The organism is Arthrobacter sp. K410C, assembly GCF_059090105.1.
Genome location: NZ_JBNHFJ010000001.1, coordinates 227,498 through 245,227, shown reverse-complemented (window position 1 = coordinate 245,227; position 17,730 = coordinate 227,498). Strand labels below are relative to the sequence as shown.

The following is a 17,730-nucleotide window of genomic DNA, read 5'->3' as shown; positions in this document are numbered from 1 at the left end:
CCGGCGTGGACTGGTTCTTCGACGCCAGGCTGATTGACGGCCCCCTGTACTGGGCAGCCCTCGTCCTGGGTGCCGCCGGGGCTGGTTACCTCCTGTTGCCGCCCCCTTCGCCTCCGAACGGACGCCGCTGGATCTTCCGCATCATCGCGGTCGGGGCTGCCGCCTTTGCCCTGGTGGCCACTGTCCACTGGGCCCTCATCAACGTTTTCACCGTCTTCCCCGAGAACATTCCGGACGCCGTCCTGCTCTGGGTGGTGCCCGCCGTCGCCGCCGTGCTCCTGGGTCTGATGCGCCTTCCGCATGCCAGCTGGCCGCGCCGCGGGACCGCCATCCTGGCCGCACTCCTGGTGGTCGCGCTGTCTTCGGTGCAGATCAACGCTTACTTCGGCCTGAACAGGACTGTCAGCGACCTTTTGGGAACAACCCTGTCGCGGATTCCCACCCTTGAAGCCGGGCTGATGCGCCAGCCCGACCAGCCTGACGGCGCGCCCGTGGACGGCTGGAGCCCGCAGGGGGAACTTCCGGCCGGGGGAGCCCTTCGCAGGGCCTCCATTCCCGGAACCCTGTCCGGGATGGACACGCGGGAAGCCTACATCTACTTGCCGCCCGCGTACTTCGCCCCCAACCGCCCGGCGCTTCCGGTGCTGGTCCTGATCGCAGGCCAGCCGGGCGGCCCGGCGGACTGGTTGACGGGCGGGACCATCCAGGCCCACATGGACTCCTACGCCGCAGCACACGGCGGGGTGGCGCCGGTTGTGGTGATTCCCGACCCCAACGGTTCCCAGTCGGCCAACACCATGTGCATGGACAGCCGGATTGCCCGTGCGGATACCTACCTCACCAAGGATGTCACCGGGTGGATCAGCTCCACGCTCGTGGTGGACACCAATCACAGCCACTGGGCAACGGGCGGTTTCTCGTTCGGCGGCACGTGCGCGGTGCAACTGGCCACGCGGCACCCGGAACTCTTCCCTGCGGCACTGGCATTCTCCGCGGAAGCCGAACCGGCCATCGCCAAGGAACGGCAGAAAACCATCGACGCCGCCTTCCCCGGTGATCCCGAGGCCTTCAACCGGCAGACGCCGCTGGCCATCATGCAGCAGCAAAGGTTCGAAGGCAGCGGCCTCTACCTGACGGCCGGACAGAACGATCCCGAGTTCGTGGCGTACCTGCGGACACTGGCGGCCGCAGCGGAAAAGGCAGGTTTCACGGTACGGGCCTACGAGGTGGAAAACACCGGCCATTCCTGGGACACGTCCTCGCGGCGGATTGCGGATGCCCTGGATTTCCTCATGGACAGATGGGGGCATCGGCGGTGAGCTCCGGGAGGGAGGTCCGCACCGCAACACTCGCCTGGGACACCGTGATCCGGCCAGCACTGGCCCGTGCTGCCGGCGAGCTGCGGTCCGTGCCGTTCAGCCTGTGCGTCCTTGCGGTGTTCCTCGCTGCCGGCGCAGTAACAGGCAGCTTCCTGGCGGGGCCTCCGGAGCACCTGCTGGAACTGGCCGGCGTGAGCGGGCCCGGTCTCCGTGACGGCAACTGGTGGCAGCTCTTCACCAGTCTCTTTTTCGCCACCAACCCCCTGGCGTACCTGGCAGCGTCACTGATGATCATCGTGCTGCTGGGGCTTGCGGAGCGGAAACTGGGGTCCCGGGCAGCGGCCGCCCTGCTGTTCGGTGGCCAGTTTGCCGCGGTGACACTGTTCCTGCTCATCACCCAGCTGGCTGCGTACGGCGGAGACGGGTGGCTGGATCAAATGGCGGACGACATCCTGATCGGGCCCTACGGTCCGGTCCTAGCTGCGGGGCTGGCCGGCAGTGCACGGCTGCCGGTGCTGTGGCAGCGGCGGCTGCGGACGGCGGTGATCTCCGTTTCGCTCCTGCTGGTCCTGTACGTGGGGCACGCCGAAACGGTCATCGGCCTGCTTGGCGCCCTTCTCGGCCTCCTGGCCGGCTGGTGGATCCAGGGCGACCAGGGCCACCTGCACCGGCACCGGTCAACGGGCCGGGAGGCGAGGAACCTCCTGGCCCTGACCGTCGCCGTCTTCGCTGTCGGACCTATCCTCACCGGAATAGCGCGTGCGCCCACCGGGCCGCTGGCACTGCTGCGCGACGTGGTGCTGAACCCGATGCCCACGCTCAGCCAGCTCGCACTGAACTGCGGGGCAACCGTTGAGGCCTCCTGTCTGGAAGCGGGACGTGCAGGATTCGCCGGCCCGTTCGGGCTCGCCCTGGCCGTTGTGCCGGTTCTCCTCCTGCTGATCTGTGCCGACGGCATGCGCCGGGGTCGGAGGCTGGCCCTGAACATCGCCATTGCCATCCAGCTGGCCGTCACGGCACTGGCGGCCGTCTATCTCGCCCTCTTTGCGCTGGTGCCTTCGCGTCCGCAGGGGCTGCAGGCGGCCCCCATGGGATCGGCCTTCGCGCACGTGCTGCCGCTCGTCGTCGTGCCCCTCCTGCTCGCCGTGGTCCTCTGGCTCAACCGGCGGCAGTTCCGGGTGCAGACGCTCCCTGCTGCCCGCCGCACACTGGCCCTGGTGGTTGGCGGCACATGGGGAGTCCTGGCGACCGCCTACGCCGGCGCATGGTTCTGGTCAGGCGGCCTGGAGCGCGACGGCGGGCTGCTGGGACTTTTCGCCGAGCTCGCCAGGCAGTACGTCCCGGTTCCCATCCCGCAGCACTACCACCGGGTCTTTGCCGACCGGAACAGCGTGGAGGCAGTCCTGTTTGCCTACTCGGGCCCCGTGTTCTGGGTGGTGGCACTGGTGGCCGTGTGGTGGGTGCTGATTGGACACCATGGCCATGACTCCGGATGGCAGGACCGTGCCAGGGCGCGGGAACTGCTGCACCAGGGCGGCGGCCCGCTGTCCTGGATGGCACTGTGGGAGCCCAACACCTACTGGTTCAGCCCGGACGGGCAGGGTGCAGTCGCCTACCAGCGGCACGGCAGCGTGGCATTGACCCTGGGCGGGGCAATCGGACCAGGACAGTCACAGACGGCAGTCACCGAGGGGTTCCTGGCCTATTGCCGCAGCCACGCCCTGATCCCGGCGCTCTACTCCTGCGACGGCTCCATGTGGCCGGCGCTGCAGGAGCGCGGGTTCGCCCGGGTGCCGGTTGCGCAGGAGACCCGGCTCGCCATCCGGGAGCTGGAGTTCAAAGGCAAGGAGTGGCAGAACGTCCGGACCGCGCTGAACCGGGCGGCAAAGCTGGGGGTTGAGGCGGTGTGGGGCCCCTACCACGCGCTGCCGGCCTCACTGCGGTCGAAGCTCAACGAGGTCTCGGAGGAGTGGGCGGCCAACAAGTCCGTCCCCGAAATGGGCTTCACCCTGGGCGGGGTGGACGAGCTGGACGATGACGAGGTCCTGTGCTGCCTGGCCGTGGACGGCAACGGCACGGTCCACGGCGTGACCAGTTGGCTTCCCGTGTACGACCGCGGGCGGCTGGTCAGCAGGACGCTGGACGTCATGCGGCGGGGCGCGGAAGGATTTCCAGGCGTCATGGAATTCCTCATCGCCTCGGCCGTGCTGGAGCTGCGCGGATCAGTGGAGGTGATTTCCCTGTCCGGCTCGCCGCTGGCCAACCACGGCGGCGCGAACGACAGTACTGGGGACCGGGACGGGGCCGAAAACCTGGTCCGCATCCTCGACCTTGTGGGGCATGCTTTGGAGCCGGTGTACGGCTTCCGTTCCCTGGCCGCGTTCAAGTCCCGGTTCAAGCCCGAGTACCGCGCGCTGTACCTCTACTACCAGGACCCGCTGCACCTGCCGGCGATCGGCCGCGCGCTGACCCGCGCGTACCTGCCCGGGCTTTCCCTGCCGCAGGGAGCACGGCTGGTCAGCAAACTGGTCAAGTAAGGACAATTCGCAATAGGTGTAAAACTTGCGGCCGGGATGCGGGAAAAAGCATATCGAAACGCGAAAGGAAGCACCCATAAAAAATGATCCCCGGCGGCAATTGCCGGGGATCATTTTATTGCTGCATATCGCCGAAGCGGGTATGCGGCGGGGGATTAGACCAGCGTCACGCCGGTAGCCTGGGGGCCCTTGGCTCCCTGCCCGATCTCGAACTGAACGCGCTGGTTCTCATCGAGGGTCTTGAAGCCGTTGGTCTGGATCTCGGAGTAGTGAACGAAGACATCACCGTCGGAGTCATCCGGGGTAATGAAGCCGAAGCCCTTTTCAGCGTTGAACCACTTGACGGTTCCCTGTGCCATTTATTTCTCCTCATTGTGGAACTTTTTTAAGATCGGCACACCTCGTACCGGCCTTGGTCACTCCGCGAGAAGAATCCTGAATTCCGGTCCCTATTGGGTGATCCGGGTTGCAGGAGCTTCGCGCTCGCAACATGTCTTGCGAGCATGAAAAACACCTACACAAAGACTGAGACAAGAATTTCATGCCTCTTCGCGCCGGTCAACGGTTTTTGCGGTGAAAGGGCCAAAATTTAGGTTAAAACCGGGTTAAATGCCTTGTCAGAAGGCTTTGGGATTGACCGGGCGCGAATGTGACAGGTCAGAAAAGGCGCGATTCACTGTCATCGACGCCGCGCATTGCGTCGTAGTCCAGGGTGATGCAGTCGATGCCGCGGTCAGTTGCCAGCACCTTCGCCTGCGGTTTGATCTGCTGGGCAGCAAAAATTCCGCGCACGGGTGCAAGCAGGGGGTCGCGGTTGAGCAGTTCCAGGTAGCGCGTCAGCTGCTCCACGCCGTCGATGTCGCCCCGGCGCTTGAGCTCGATGGCCACGGTGCCGCCGTCCGCGTCCCGCGCCAGGATGTCCACCGGTCCAATGGCAGTGAAGTACTCGCGGCGGATCAGCGAGTAGCCGGCACCGAGGGTTTCGATCTGTTCGGCAAGGAGCCGCTGGAGGTCGGCCTCCACGCCGTCCTTGATGAGTCCGGGGTCCACCCCCAGATCGTGGGATGATTCGCTCAGCTTTTCGTGGATGTTGATAATGAGACGGTCATCCGTCTTCGCCGACTGGACGGTCCACTGCTCCACCACCCCCAGCTCAAGGTCCACGTCCTCCGGTGAGGAGACCCGCAGGGTGGCGGGCGGGCTCATCCAGTTGAGCGGCTTATAGGATCCGCCGTCCGAGTGAACCAGTACGGAGCCGTCCGCCTTGACCAGGAGGAGCCTGTTGGCGAGGGGGAGATGGGCTTTGAGCCGGCCAACGTAATCAACGGAGCATCGGGCTATGACAAGTCGCACGCCGTACAGACTACCGCCTGCAGCCTTGCTGCCAGGTTTCGACGGCGGCACGCACAGCGGTTCCGCGGTGGGGGAGAGATGCACGGCTGGGGCAGAATGGATGCATGCCGCGTTCCAACCGTCCCCGCCGTCCTGCCTCCGGAAAAGGTGCAGCTACGGGAAAATGGGGTGCCGGGAAAAAGGGCGGCGGGGAGGTTCCGGAGCTGGACCTGGAACGGGCCCGGGCCGGCATCGCCCGCCGGGAAAGCGCTCCTGACGGCGAATGGATGGTCCGCACAATGACTGCCAGGAACGCCGAAAAGACCTACATCTGCCCGGAATGCTCCACCGCCGTGCTGCCGGGGGTGGCGCACCTGGTGGTCTGGAAGGACGACCACCTCTTTGGCGCCGCCGCCGGGCTGGCGGAGCGGCGGCACTGGCACACCAACTGCTGGATGTCGCGCAGTTACCGTTACCGCTGACCGGAGCGGGCGGAGGGACCCCTGCTGTCGCTAAGCTGGCAGGCATGACTTTTGATCCGGCGTCGTATGAATTCACCCCCGCCCAGGGCCCCGCTCCCATCCGTGCCGCCACCGTCCTGCCCGCCCGGCGTGAGAACGTGGAGCTGCAGACGGACGACGGCCACACCCTGGTGGGTGAGCTCGCGCTGCCGGAATCGGGGCCCGTCCACGCCACGCTCATCACCCTGCACCCCCTGCCCACGCACGGCGGTTTCATGGATTCGCACGTGTACCGCAAGGCCTCGTACCGCTTGCCGGCGCTGGCAGGCGTGGCAGTCCTCCGCTTCAACACCCGCGGCACGGCATCCCCGCGCGGCACCAGCTCGGGTGCCTTCGAAGAAGGAATCGGGGAACGGTACGACGTCGAGGCGGCGGTGCGGTTCGCCGTCGAACGCGGCCTGCCCAACCGCTGGCTGGTGGGCTGGTCCTTTGGCACCGAACTGGCGCTGATGTACGGCGCGGTGGAGCCCGTGGCGTCGCAGGTGGAGGGCGCCGTCCTGCTATCGCCGCCGTTGCACCGTGCCACGGACAAGCACCTGCAGCAGTGGGCCGAATCGGGCAAGCCGCTCACCGTCCTGGTTCCCGAGCACGACGACTTCCTCCAGCCGGCCGAGGCGGCCGCACGGTTCAGCCTGGTGCCGCAGGCGCGGGTGGTGGGCGTCGACGGCGCCAAGCACCTGTGGGTGGGGGAGAAGTACGCAGCCCGGGTCCTGAACGAGATCGTGGATGACGTCACCGAAGCCGGCTCCGGGGCTGCCGGGCTGCCGACGGAATGGGACGGTCCCTCGGCTACTGCTTCGGCCTAGGCTGCAGGGGCGGGATTCAGTGTTGGTCCTGCCGGACGATGTAGATCTCCCGGATCAGCAGCAGGACGGCCGCTGCCGTGGGAATGGCGATCAGGGCGCCGAGGACCCCCAGTAAGCTGCCGCCGGCGATAACTGAAATGACTGCCACCGCCCCCGGTACTGCAACGGCCTTTTGCATGATCCGCGGCGAGATGAAGTACGCCTCGAACTGCAGGTAGGCGAAGTAGCAGATGGCGTAAACCGCGGCCGTCTGCCAGCCCTCCGTCAAGGAGACAAGCAGCACCACCACGCCGGCAATTAGGCCGCCAACCAGCGGGATGAAGGCGAGCAGGGCAACAACGAAGGCCAGCAGCAGGGCGAAGGGAATGCCCAGGATGGACATCACGACGAAGGCGAAGGTGGCATTGAGGAGCGCCACGCAGGCCTGGCCGATCACGTAGTTGCCCACAGACCGGGTGATCTCCTCGGACAGGGCCTCCACGCGGTGGCGGCGGGAGCGGGGAGCCAGCCGGTACCCCCACTTCTTCATTGCCGGCAGGGCCGCCAGGAAGTACAGGCTCAGCACCAGCACGATCAGGGCCCCGAACAGGCCGTTCGCCACAGTGGACCCGAAGCCCACCACGCCGCCGAAAATGCCGCCCACCGCCGCGGGGTCGTTGACGAACTTGTCCAGTTCCTCCGCCACACGGTCACGGACGCCGAACTGGTCGTCAAGGCTGCGGAAGAACTCGGAATTGATGAAGTCGCGGATCCATATCGGCGCCTGCTCCACGATTTCCGTCACCTGCTCCACGATGGTGGGGATCAGGGTGGCAAAAAAGCCGACGACGGCGCTCACCAGGACAGTTACCGACACCAGGATGCCTGCCGGACGCGGGATCTTGCGGTTCTCCAGCCAGCCCACCACCGGTTCCAGGCCGAGGGCGATGAACAGGGCCGCCACGATCCACAACAGCAGCTGCGTGGTGTTCGAACCGATCCAGTAGACCAGCAGGGCAAGCCCCACGCCCACGGTTCCCATGAAGCCCATATACAGGGGATGCTGCGGCGACATCCGTGGGCCGGGGCGGCCGAACTGCGGGCGTACATCGCCGTCAGGGTCGGTGGTGGTGACCTCGTGCTCCTGGACGTACTCCGGCGGCATCTCGAACCGCAGCCTCGGCTGGGCACCCGGCAGCGGCTGGCGAAGCCGGCGGGCCACAAAACCGAGCGCCGCCGCGGCAGTGCCCTTCCTTCGGGCGTGCGGGGCTCCCTCGGGTGCGGCTGCCGGTGGCTCCTGGCCCCCGGGATTGTTGGATGCCGCGGAAGACTCGTCCGTCTTGTCAGTCACTGGTTTTGAGGGCCTGTTCCGTGCGTGGCGCCGCGTCAACGGGCCAATGTGATGATCATCGCAAACACTATCAGCAGCCTTGTCAACAGCTGCGGACGGGGGCGGTCCGTGGCATTTTGCGGAGGCGGCAAGCGCACCCAATCCGGGGCCCTGGTAACAAAACGGTTACTATGGGAAGCAAACCCCCGCTGATGATAGGTGTTCCCTTGCGTTTAAAGACTGCAGTCGCACTTGTGCTGCTCGGCCTCCTGACACTTTTGGCCGGTATCGGCCAGAGAACCATCTGGGCCCCTTCCGAGACCTTCACGGCAGCCGCGCCGGCCGATACGGCGGAAGCGCCGCTGACCGTCATTGACCAGAACCTGCGCACCCTGCATGGCGGTACCGTCAAGATCAGCATCGAGGGCGAGGGCAACTTCCTGCTCGCCGCCGGCCGGCCGGATGACGTCGACGCCTGGGTTGGCCAGTCCGCGCACAACACCATCAGCGGTGTTTCGGAGGACGGCAAGTCCCTGCAGGTTGAGCACACCGATGGCGATGCTACCGCCCCCAACCCGGCAGGCTCCGACCTTTGGGTTTCCAGCGAAAATGCCAGCGGCGAACTCGAATATTCGTGGACCCCTCCGGCAGACGGCGACTGGACACTCCTGCTCGCCTCCGACGGAACAAAAGCCGCTCCGGCCTCCGTCTCCATGACGTTCCCCAACGACACTTCCACTCCCTGGGCCGTTCCGCTGATGCTGCTTGGGTCCCTCCTGATCCTTGCAGGCATTGTGCTGGCACTGCTGTCCGCGCGCAAGCGGAACGGTGAAGGCGATGGACAGGGCAGCGGCTTTGCACAGCGCGCCCGTGCCCGGAGCCAATCGGGGGCCGGATCTTCCAAGGTAACCTCGCGCGCCAGCATGGTGGCTGCGGGCATCACCGCAGCGGTCCTCGCGGGTTCCGGCACGGCCGCGTACGCGGCCACGCCGGCTCCGGAAGCCAGCGGTTCGCCGTCGGCACCGGCTGCCCCGGAGGCCGGATCGCCGGTCCTGCTTGACGCCCAGTTCCGCCGGATCCTGGAGCAGGTCTCCAGCGCCGTCGACGCCGGTGATGCCGCCAAGGACGCGGGCCAGCTTACCGAGCGCGTGGGCGGCACCGAGCTGGAAGTGCGCACCCAGAACTACAAGATCCGCTCCCAGGTAGGCTCCTACGAAGCCAGGATGCCGGTGCGGTCCACCAAGCTGCTCACCACCGTGGTCACCAGTGACCGCGACTGGCCCCGCTCCGTCCTGGCCGTGACGCAGGGCGACGGCAACGTGGTGCCACAGCTGCTGACCCTGGTCCAGCCCTCGCCGCGCGAGAACTACAAGCTGGTGGAAACCACCCCGCTCCAGCCCGGCGCCACGTTCCCCACCATCAGCCGCGGCGGCACGGACACGCTCGCCGCCGGTGACAAGACCGGCCTGCTGTACAGCGGGGAAGAGGCACTCTCGGGCCTCGCCGACCGCCTTACCACTCCCGATTCCGCCTTCAAGGACAAGCTTGTTGAGGGCGAGTCCTCGCCGTACATTGCTGACACGCTGTCCTACCAGGCAGAGGTGGTCAAGGCCGGCGAGAACGGCAACTTCTCCTTCACCCACAAGGTGGTACCGGAAAGCACGGTGGTCTTCCGCACCGATGACGGCGGGGCGCTGGTCCTGGGCCGGATCAACTTCGGTTTTGAAGGCACCCCGAAGGCTGCCGGCGACAAACTGACCATCGGTGATGATGCAGCAGCCTTGGCCGGTGGCAAGGAAACCACCACGGGCATGGTGCTCAACTTCGCCGAGTCCATGGCGGTGTACATTCCGCCTGCCGGCTCTACCGATCCCATGAAGCTCGTCGCGGCAACCCGCGGCCTGGTCGGCGCCAGCTTCAAGTAGCCCCGGCACGGCATTACTTCCGGCAGCGGCCGGAGTGGCTAAAGTGGAAAGCATGAGTTCGCCTGCTTCCCGCCCAGTCTCTCCAGCCGCTGCCAGCCTGCTTAACCTGCGCGGCGCCGTCGACCTTTCAACCCTGAAGCAGCGCCCGGCCGCGCCCGCCGGAACCGGTGCCGCCGCTGGCGCCGGCCTGCCGGAAGGGCCGCAGTCCGGAGGAGCCGCCGGCGGACCGGACCTGCGGGTCAACGTCACCGAGGCCAACTTCCAGCAGCTGGTGGAACTTTCCGCGCAGGTCCCCGTGGTGTTCGCCCTGTGGGCCCCGTACTCGCCGGAGTCCACCGGGATGCTGCAGACGCTGGACAGCGTGGTGAAGAGCTACGGGGGCCGGCTTGTCCTCGGTGCCGCCGATATCGAGGCGTTCCCCCAGCTGGCCCAGGCATTCCAGGTGCAGGCGGTGCCTACCGCCGTCGCCGTCCTCAGAGGACAGCCCGTGCCGCTCTTCCAGGGCAGCGCGGACGAGCAGCAGGTGCGTGCCCTGTTTGATGAACTGTTGAAGGTGGCTGCGGCAAACGGCGTGACCGGCAGCCTGAACGCCGGCGCCGGCGAAGAATCCGAACCCGCGCCCCTGCCGCCACTGCACCAGGCCGCCTACGACGCCATCGAGGCGGGCGACTTCGACGCTGCCGCGGATGCCTACCGGCAGGCGCTCAAGGAGATGCCCGCGGACCACGAGGCCAAGGCAGGGCTTGCCCAAGTGGAGCTGATGGCACGCCTGCAGCCGCTGTCGGCCCAGGACGGCGAGTCCGTCCGCACGCTCGCCGCCAACGAGCCGGACAACCTGGAAGCCCAGCTGGCTGTCGCGGACCTGGACATCGCCGGCGGACACGTGGACGACGGCCTGAACCGCCTGGTGGCATTCATTGGCAGGAACTTCGGTCCGGAGCGCGAGACCGCCCGCATCCGCCTGCTGGAACTCTTCGACGTGGTTGGCGCATCCGACGAACGCGTTTCCAAAGCGCGCCAGGCCCTGGCGAGGGTCCTCTTCTAGTGCCGGGCCTGTTCGATCCGCTGAAGCTCCGTTCCCTGGAGCTCCAGCACCGCGGCTGGCTGTCACCCATGTGCCAGTACAGCTGCGATCCCGACGCCGCGCCGGGGGTTCCCAACGACTGGCACCTGATGCATCTGGGTTCCTTCGCCGCCGGCGGGGCCGCGCTGCTGCTCACCGAGGCCGCTGCGGTGGGCGCGGAGGGCCGCATCAGCCCCCGCGACGCCGGGCTCTACAACGATGAGCAGGCCGAAGCGTGGCAGCGGATCACCACGTTCGTGCACCGTCACGGAGCGGCCGGCGCGAAGATCGGGGTACAGCTGGCGCATGCCGGGCGGAAGGCGTCCACGTGGTGGCCCTTTTCCGGCAGGCACGGGAGCGTGGCAGCATACGACGGCGGCTGGGGCACAGTGGGCCCGTCGGCAGTGGCCTTTGACGGCTATGAGGTTCCAGCCTTGATGACAGCGGACCAGATCCAGGCGGTCATCGCCGACTTTGCAGCTGCGGCGAAACGCGCGGTGGAGGCGGGCTTCGACACCGTGGAGATCCACGGCGCGCACGGCTACCTGCTGCACCAGTTCCAGAGCCCGCTGACCAACCTGCGCACCGACGAATGGGGCGGGGACGAGGCCGGCCGCAACCGGCTGATGCTTGCCGTTGTCGATGCCGTGCGGGACGCCATCCCCGACTCGATGCCGCTGCTGCTGAGGATTTCCGCCACCGACTGGGCTGAGGGCGGCATTGACCTGCCGGCCTCCGTCCGCCTGGCACGGCAGGCAGCGGGACGCGGCGTGGACTTGATTGATGTGTCCAGCGGGGGAGCAGTGGCCCACCAAAGGATCACTCCCGGTCCCGGATACCAGACCGGATTTTCCGAGACCATCCGCAAGGAGGCCGGCATCCCCACCGGGACGGTGGGCCTGCTGACCTCAGCCGGGCAGGCCGGGCATGCCATCGCTACCGGGCAGGCCGATGCAGTGCTGATCGCCAGGGCCGCGCTACGCGACCCGCACTGGTGGCTCCGTGCAGCCTTCGAACTGGGCCATGAAATCGGCTGGGCTCCCCAGTACGAGCGGGCGCTGCCGCGACGCAGCTTCTGAGTATGTCCGGAGAGGATCAGCAATGACGGCCAATGATTCCAGCAGCCTCGACCAGCGGCTGGAAGACACCATCCTTGGGCTCCTGGCTGCGAGGGCCGCCACGTCCACCATTTGTCCGTCCGATGCGGCGCGGGCGGTCGGCGGCGAACACTGGCGCGACCTCATGGAGCCGGCCCGGCGTGCGGCGCGGCGGCTCGTCGATGCCGGCGAGGTAGTGATTACCCAGGGCGGTTCGGTGGTTGATCCTGCCACTGGGAAGGGGCCCATCCGCATCCGCAAGGCCACTTAGGAAGAACGGGCAGGCCGGCGGGGCGGGCAGCTGCCCTACGCCTTTGTTTCTACTCCTCCCGGAGGACCCCGCAGCCGTGTTCCGGGGGCTAGTCTGGCTTCATGACCGCCCAGTATCCCGATCCCGCGGGCGTGCCGCTGCATCCTACCGACGCCGCCGCACCCCCTTCCGCTGCCGCCGCCGGCGCCGTTCCGGCCCTGGCCCTCCGCGGCCTGGCCAAGCGGTTCGGCCAGAAGATCGCGGTGGACGGCATCAGCCTGGACGTGCCCGCCGGCTCCTTCTACGGCATCGTGGGCCCCAACGGCGCAGGCAAGACCACCACGCTGTCCATGGCCACCGGTCTGCTGCGGCCGGACTTTGGCACGGCGTTTGTCCACGGCGTCGACGTCTGGGCGCACACGCTGGAAGCCAAGAAACTCATGGGCGTCCTGCCCGACGGCGTCCGGCTGTTCGATAGGCTGACGGGTGAGCAGCTGATCACCTACACCGGGCTGCTGCGCGGCATGGACCGGAACGTGGTGGCCTCCCGCGTGGGCGAACTGCTGGAAGCGATGGACCTGGCCCAGGATGCGGGAACGCTGGTGGTGGACTACTCAGCCGGCATGACCAAGAAAATCGCGCTCGCCTCCGCCCTGATCCACGCGCCCCGACTGCTGGTCCTGGACGAACCTTTTGAAGCTGTGGACCCGGTCTCGGCGGCGAACATCCGCTCCATCCTGGACGGCTACGTGGCGTCCGGCGGTACCGTCATCATGTCCAGCCATGTCATGGACCTGGTCCAGCGCATGTGCGACCACGTGGCTGTGGTGGCGGGCGGCCGGCTGCTGGCTGCCGGGACTGTTGACCAGGTCCGCGCCGGGGCGTCTTTGGAAGACCGGTTCGTCCAACTGGTCGGTGGGCGCAGCCGCACGGAAGGGCTGGAATGGTTGCGCACCTTCTAAGGCTGAAACTGACCCTGCTCCGCAACGGCCTCCGGCGCAGTCCGTGGCAGCTCGTGGGCCTGGTCTTCGCCGGACTCTACGCGCTGGGCCTGATCTCCACGCTGGTGGTGGCCCTGGTCCTGCTGCGCTCCGCGGACGCCGAAATCGCGCAGACCGCGGTGGTGCTCGGCGGCTCCGCTGCCGTCCTGGGCTGGGGACTCATCCCGGTGGTTGCCTCAGCCACGGACATGACCCTGGACCCGGCCCGCTTCACCACCTTCGCCATCCCGATGCGGCAGATGCTGGCGGGCCTGGCCCTTGGCGGGTTGATCGGCATCCCGGGTCTGGCCACTGCCCTGGTGGCGCTGTCCACGGTGGTGACCTGGTTCCGCGGAGTGCTGCCCGTGTTCGGCGCACTGCTGGGTGCGGCGCTCGGCGTGATGACGTGCATCGTCCTCTCAAAGGTGGTTACCACGGCCACCGCCAGCCTTGCTGCGTCCCGCCGGTTCAAGGACATCAGCGCCATTGCCTTCATGGTTCCGCTCGTCCTCCTCGGCCCCATCATCGCGGGCGTCGGCCAGGGCATCTCGAACTCGACCGGCTTCCTGCCGGACTTCGCCAGCGTCCTTTCCTGGACCCCGCTTGGGGCCCCCTGGTCCCTGGGCGGCGAGCTCCACGCAGGCCAGTTTGGTCCGGCCGCCGTCAAGTTCCTGGTGGCAGTGGCCTCACTCGCTGCGCTGGCCTGGTGCTGGAAGCTCCTCCTGGAAAGGGCGCTCGTCACGCCGCCCTATGCCGGCAGCAGCAAGCGCAAGGGAAGCAAGCTCGGGCTTCTGGGGCTCCTGCCGCCCGTACCGGCAGGTGCTGTGATGGCGAGGTCGCTCACCTACTGGGTCCGCGACCCCCGCTACTCCGGATCGCTGGTGGTCATCCCGCTGCTGCCCGTTGTCCTGGTCTTCCAGGGATCCCAGGCAGGAGAGTACTCCAGCCTCGCATTCCTGGCGCCGATCTCCGCGTTCATTATCGCGTGGTCCATCTCAGCCGACGTGTCCTACGACAACACCGCGTTCGCCCTGCACCTGGCCACCGGGGTATCCGGCGTGGCTGACCGGCTGGGCCGCGCCCTGGCCTGCATGTCCTTCGCCCTTCCGGTGGTGGTCATCTTTGCCGTGGGCTCCGCGGCGTTCACCGGCGACTGGCCCGGGCTGCCCGGCCAGCTCGGGCTGAGCCTGGGTATCCTCTTCACCTGCCTGGGGCTGGCATCTGTGGTCTCCGCCCGTTACACCATGGCGGTTCCGCTCCCCGGGGACAGCCCGTTCAAGAAGCCGCCGGGCAACGTGGGGCAGACCCTCGCAGTGCAGTTCGGGGGAATGCTGGTCCTGGTGGTGCTGGTCCTGCCTGAAGCGGCGCTGATGGTCGCGCAGCTGGTGACCGGAAACAGCCTCTTTGGCTGGATCAACCTCGCGGTGGGAACGCTGCTGGGCCTCGGCCTGTTCGTGGCCGGTGTACGGCTGGGCGGAAAATGGCTCGATGCCCGCGGGCCGGAACTCCTGGCCCAGGTGGCTGTGAACAAGTAACGGCAGGCACGGCGGAAGGAAACAGCATGGAGGTCGTCATCCTGGGCGGCAGCAGGCAGATTGGAAAGCTGGCGGCGGATGCCATCGAGGAGCTGCTCGGGCGGAAGCCGGACGCGGTGCTTGGCCTTGCCACGGGGTCCTCGCCGCTGCCGGTGTATGACGAGCTGGCGGAACGGCACGCCCGGGGCCTGGACTTCAGCCGGGCCACCGCGTTCACACTGGACGAGTATGTCGGCCTGCCCGCCGGGCACCCCGAATCGTACCGGGAAGTCATCCGGCGCGAGTTCACGGACCGGGTGAACATCTCACCGGAAAATGTCCATGGCCCCGACGGGACGGCCAGCGATATCCCCGCGGCGTGCCAGGCTTATGAGGACGCCATCGCGGCAGCCGGCGGCGTGGACCTGCAGCTCGTGGGGGTGGGTACCGACGGGCACATCGCGTTCAACGAGCCCGGTTCCTCCTTTGCCTCGCGTACCCGGATCAAGAGCCTGATCGAACAGACACGCCGGGACAACGCCCGTTTCTTCAAGAGCCTGGCCGAGGTCCCGCACCACGTCCTGACGCAGGGCCTGGGCACCATCATGGAGGCCCGGCATGTGATCCTGCTCGCCACCGGTGCGCAGAAGGCACAGGCCGTGCGCGAGTTCGTCGAGGGGTCGGTCGCCGCCATTTGCCCCGCATCTATCCTGCAGTTCCACCCGCACGCCACCGTCCTGCTGGATGAAGCGGCGGCTTCGGCGCTCAAGCTGGCGGATTTCTACCGGCACACCTATGACAACAAGCCCGCCTGGCAGGGGCTCTGACCCGCGGCACGGGAGGCCGGAAGGCAGGAAACGGCACGACGGCGGTGGGCGCTGCACAGCGGCGGCCCGGCCGCCCGCGCCCGGGCCGCCGTCGGACTCCCGGCCACCGGAACAGCTAAGATGGTTGGCATGACTAGCATGACGGACCCTCTCGAAAACGACCCGATGCGTGAGCTTTCCGGGGCTGGAACGTCCACAGCCACCATTGAGCGCGAAGAACTGCGCGAGGAGCTTGAACCGGGGGACCGGGAGCGCTTTGCGCACTATGTGCGCAAGGAGAAAATCATGGAGTCTGCGATGACGGGCGAGCCCGTCATCGCGCTGTGCGGCAAGGTCTGGACGCCGGGCCGGGATCCGAAGAAGTTCCCGGTATGCCCCACGTGCAAAGAGGTCTATGAGGGCCTCCGCCCGGGCAACGACGGCGGCAAGGGTCCCGGAGGGGACTCGGGCAACAACAAGTAGTGACGGAAACGCTCTTTGGCGGCCCCACCCTGCCTCCGGCCTATCCGGAACGCGCAGCCTGGGGAACCGCCCCGAAACTCCGTGCCTGGCAGCAGGAAGCCCTCGACCTCTATCTCCGGAACAGCCCCCGCGACTTCCTGGCGGTAGCAACCCCGGGCGCCGGTAAGACCACGTTCGCCCTGCGGATAGCGTCAACGCTGATCGATTCCGGCGCCGTGAACCGGGTGACCATCGTGGCGCCCACGGACCACCTCAAGCGGCAGTGGGCCGACGCCGCGGCGCGGGTGGGCATCGCCATCGACCCCAACTTCAAGAACTCGGACGGTCAGCACGGCCGCGGGTTCATCGGTGTTGCCGTCACGTACGCCCAGGTGGCCAGCAAGCCGCTGCTGCACCGGGCCAAGACGGAGGCGGCACGCACCCTGGTGATCCTGGACGAAATCCACCACGGCGGCGAGGCCCTCTCCTGGGGCGACGGCCTGCGCGAGGCCTTCGATCCGGCGGTGCGGCGGCTGTCCCTGACAGGTACCCCATTCCGTTCGGACACCTCGCCCATTCCGTTCGTTGAGTATGCCGAGGACAGGGACGGCATCCGCCGGTCAAAGGCGGACTACACCTACGGCTACGGCAACGCGCTGCGGGACCACGTGGTCCGGCCCGTGATCTTCATGGCCTACTCCGGCCAGATGCGCTGGCGCACCAGCGCCGGTGAGGAAATGGCGGCATCGCTGGGCGAGGCCGCCGTCACCAAGGACATTACGTCCCAGGCCTGGCGGACAGCCCTGAACCCCGCAGGCGAGTGGATCCCTGCCGTGCTGGCTGGGGCTGACAAGCGGCTGACCGAGGTCCGCCGTACCGTCCCCGATGCCGGCGGCCTGGTTATTGCCACGGACCACGAGGACGCCCGGGCCTACGCAGGCCAGCTTAAGAGGATCACGGGGGAGTCACCCACCGTTATCCTCTCCGACGACGCCAAGGCCTCGAGCAAGATCGAGGAGTTCTCGGCGGGCGACACCCGCTGGATGGTGGCGGTCCGCATGGTGTCCGAAGGCGTGGACGTTCCCAGGCTGTCCGTGGGTGTCTACGCCACGTCAACCTCCACGCCGCTCTTCTTCGCCCAGGCTGTGGGGCGCTTCGTGCGTGCCCGGAAACGGGGTGAAACGGCGTCGGTCTTCTTGCCCTCGGTGCCGCAGCTGATGGCACTGGCCAACTCCATGGAAGCGGAACGGGACCATGCCCTGGACCGCCCGGAAAAGGAGGACGGGGACGGCCTCTTCAACCCGGAGGACTCGCTGATGGCGGAGGCCAACCGCGAGGACAAGGCCTCGGACAGCCTCGCCAAGGGAAAGTTCGAAGCACTGGACTCGCAGGCTTCCTTCGACCGCGTGCTCTTCGACGGCGGCGAATTTGGCACCGGCGGCGACATCGGGTCCGACGACGAACTGGACTTCCTGGGCATCCCCGGCCTGCTGGACGCGGAGCAGGTGGGCACGCTCCTGCGGCAGCGCCAGCATGAGCAGCTCAACCGGAAGAACCGGAAGGCTCCGGCTGCCGCCGAGGCTGCCGCACCCGCTGTCCCGGACCACCGGATGCTCATGGACCTGCGGAACGAGCTCGCCAAGAACGTGGCCGCCTGGTCCGCGCGGACCGGCACCCCGCACGGTGTCATCCACACCAAACTCCGGACCGTGTGCGGCGGCCCCGCCGTGGCGCAGGCCAACGAGGAACAACTGCAGGCGCGGTTGAGGAAGCTCCGGGACTGGTTCATCGGCCGCAAGTAGCGGTGAC

The 17,730-nt window shown here is 67.4% G+C and carries 16 protein-coding genes; 13 read left to right on the top strand and 3 right to left on the bottom strand.

Translation table 11 applies throughout. The features are described from left to right. The first annotated feature begins 5 nt into the window (after positions 1 to 5). Together AC5RU7_RS01190 and AC5RU7_RS01185 are read left to right on the top strand one after the other, a co-directional pair. Positions 6 to 1,319, top strand: a complete 1,314-nt coding sequence (locus tag AC5RU7_RS01190) for an alpha/beta hydrolase (protein WP_494050745.1) — start codon at positions 6 to 8, stop codon at positions 1,317 to 1,319. Continuing rightward, positions 1,301 to 3,856, top strand: a complete 2,556-nt coding sequence (locus AC5RU7_RS01185) for a bifunctional lysylphosphatidylglycerol flippase/synthetase MprF (RefSeq protein ID WP_494050744.1) — start codon at positions 1,301 to 1,303, stop codon at positions 3,854 to 3,856. The genes AC5RU7_RS01190 and AC5RU7_RS01185 overlap by 19 nt, the downstream gene beginning before the upstream one ends. A gap of 155 nt (positions 3,857 to 4,011) precedes the next feature. On the opposite strand, the gene AC5RU7_RS01180 is transcribed toward AC5RU7_RS01185, so the two are convergent. Beyond that, positions 4,012 to 4,215 carry a cold-shock protein gene (locus AC5RU7_RS01180; RefSeq protein ID WP_133346276.1) on the bottom strand — a complete coding sequence of 68 codons (204 nt, stop codon included), beginning with the start codon at positions 4,213 to 4,215 and terminating at the stop codon, positions 4,012 to 4,014. Between the two features lie 298 nt (positions 4,216 to 4,513). Continuing rightward, complete coding sequence (gene nucS, locus AC5RU7_RS01175) at positions 4,514 to 5,209, bottom strand: endonuclease NucS (RefSeq protein WP_494050743.1); 696 nt, start codon at positions 5,207 to 5,209, stop codon at positions 4,514 to 4,516. A gap of 104 nt (positions 5,210 to 5,313) precedes the next feature. Between nucS and AC5RU7_RS01170 the strand changes: the two genes are divergently transcribed. Then, positions 5,314 to 5,670: an Rv1322 family protein gene (locus tag AC5RU7_RS01170; protein ID WP_494008631.1), complete on the top strand. Its 357-nt coding sequence runs from the start codon at positions 5,314 to 5,316 to the stop codon at positions 5,668 to 5,670. 44 nt (positions 5,671 to 5,714) lie between these two features. Next, the gene (locus AC5RU7_RS01165; RefSeq protein WP_494050742.1) at positions 5,715 to 6,515 is read left to right on the top strand and encodes an alpha/beta hydrolase; all 801 of its coding nucleotides are present in this window, start codon (positions 5,715 to 5,717) and stop codon (positions 6,513 to 6,515) included. 16 nt (positions 6,516 to 6,531) lie between these two features. Here the strand turns inward: AC5RU7_RS01165 and AC5RU7_RS01160 are convergent, their stop codons facing one another. After that, positions 6,532 to 7,845: an AI-2E family transporter gene (locus AC5RU7_RS01160; protein WP_494050741.1), complete on the bottom strand. Its 1,314-nt coding sequence runs from the start codon at positions 7,843 to 7,845 to the stop codon at positions 6,532 to 6,534. Positions 7,846 to 8,036: 191 nt separating this feature from the next. Here AC5RU7_RS01160 and AC5RU7_RS01155 point away from each other — a divergent pair, with 191 nt between their 5' ends. The 9 genes from AC5RU7_RS01155 to AC5RU7_RS01115 all read left to right on the top strand — a co-directional run bounded on the left by AC5RU7_RS01155 (position 8,037) and on the right by AC5RU7_RS01115 (position 17,723). Further along, a complete protein-coding gene (locus AC5RU7_RS01155) occupies positions 8,037 to 9,749 on the top strand; it encodes a DUF8094 domain-containing protein (RefSeq protein ID WP_494051336.1) in 1,713 nt (570 codons plus the stop codon). Between the two features lie 52 nt (positions 9,750 to 9,801). Continuing rightward, positions 9,802 to 10,794, top strand: a complete 993-nt coding sequence (locus tag AC5RU7_RS01150; RefSeq protein WP_494050740.1) for a co-chaperone YbbN — start codon at positions 9,802 to 9,804, stop codon at positions 10,792 to 10,794. Then, positions 10,794 to 11,891, top strand: coding sequence for an NADH:flavin oxidoreductase/NADH oxidase (locus AC5RU7_RS01145; protein ID WP_494050739.1), 1,098 nt, complete (start codon positions 10,794 to 10,796; stop codon positions 11,889 to 11,891). Before AC5RU7_RS01150 ends, AC5RU7_RS01145 begins: the two co-directional genes overlap by 1 nt. A 22-nt stretch (positions 11,892 to 11,913) precedes the next feature. Beyond that, positions 11,914 to 12,180: a DUF3253 domain-containing protein gene (locus tag AC5RU7_RS01140; protein ID WP_494050738.1), complete on the top strand. Its 267-nt coding sequence runs from the start codon at positions 11,914 to 11,916 to the stop codon at positions 12,178 to 12,180. Between the two features lie 101 nt (positions 12,181 to 12,281). After that, positions 12,282 to 13,121 carry an ABC transporter ATP-binding protein gene (locus tag AC5RU7_RS01135; RefSeq protein ID WP_494050737.1) on the top strand — a complete coding sequence of 280 codons (840 nt, stop codon included), beginning with the start codon at positions 12,282 to 12,284 and terminating at the stop codon, positions 13,119 to 13,121. Continuing rightward, positions 13,103 to 14,674: a transporter gene (locus AC5RU7_RS01130; RefSeq protein WP_494050736.1), complete on the top strand. Its 1,572-nt coding sequence runs from the start codon at positions 13,103 to 13,105 to the stop codon at positions 14,672 to 14,674. Before AC5RU7_RS01135 ends, AC5RU7_RS01130 begins: the two co-directional genes overlap by 19 nt. Before the next feature lie 26 nt (positions 14,675 to 14,700). Beyond that, on the top strand, positions 14,701 to 15,480 hold the full coding sequence (gene nagB, locus AC5RU7_RS01125; RefSeq protein ID WP_494050735.1) for a glucosamine-6-phosphate deaminase: 780 nt from the start codon (positions 14,701 to 14,703) through the stop codon (positions 15,478 to 15,480). Between the two features lie 120 nt (positions 15,481 to 15,600). Continuing rightward, complete coding sequence (locus AC5RU7_RS01120; protein WP_494008622.1) at positions 15,601 to 15,942, top strand: DUF3039 domain-containing protein; 342 nt, start codon at positions 15,601 to 15,603, stop codon at positions 15,940 to 15,942. Continuing rightward, complete coding sequence (locus AC5RU7_RS01115; RefSeq protein ID WP_494050734.1) at positions 15,942 to 17,723, top strand: DEAD/DEAH box helicase; 1,782 nt, start codon at positions 15,942 to 15,944, stop codon at positions 17,721 to 17,723. Before AC5RU7_RS01120 ends, AC5RU7_RS01115 begins: the two co-directional genes overlap by 1 nt. Positions 17,724 to 17,730: the final 7 nt, after the last annotated feature.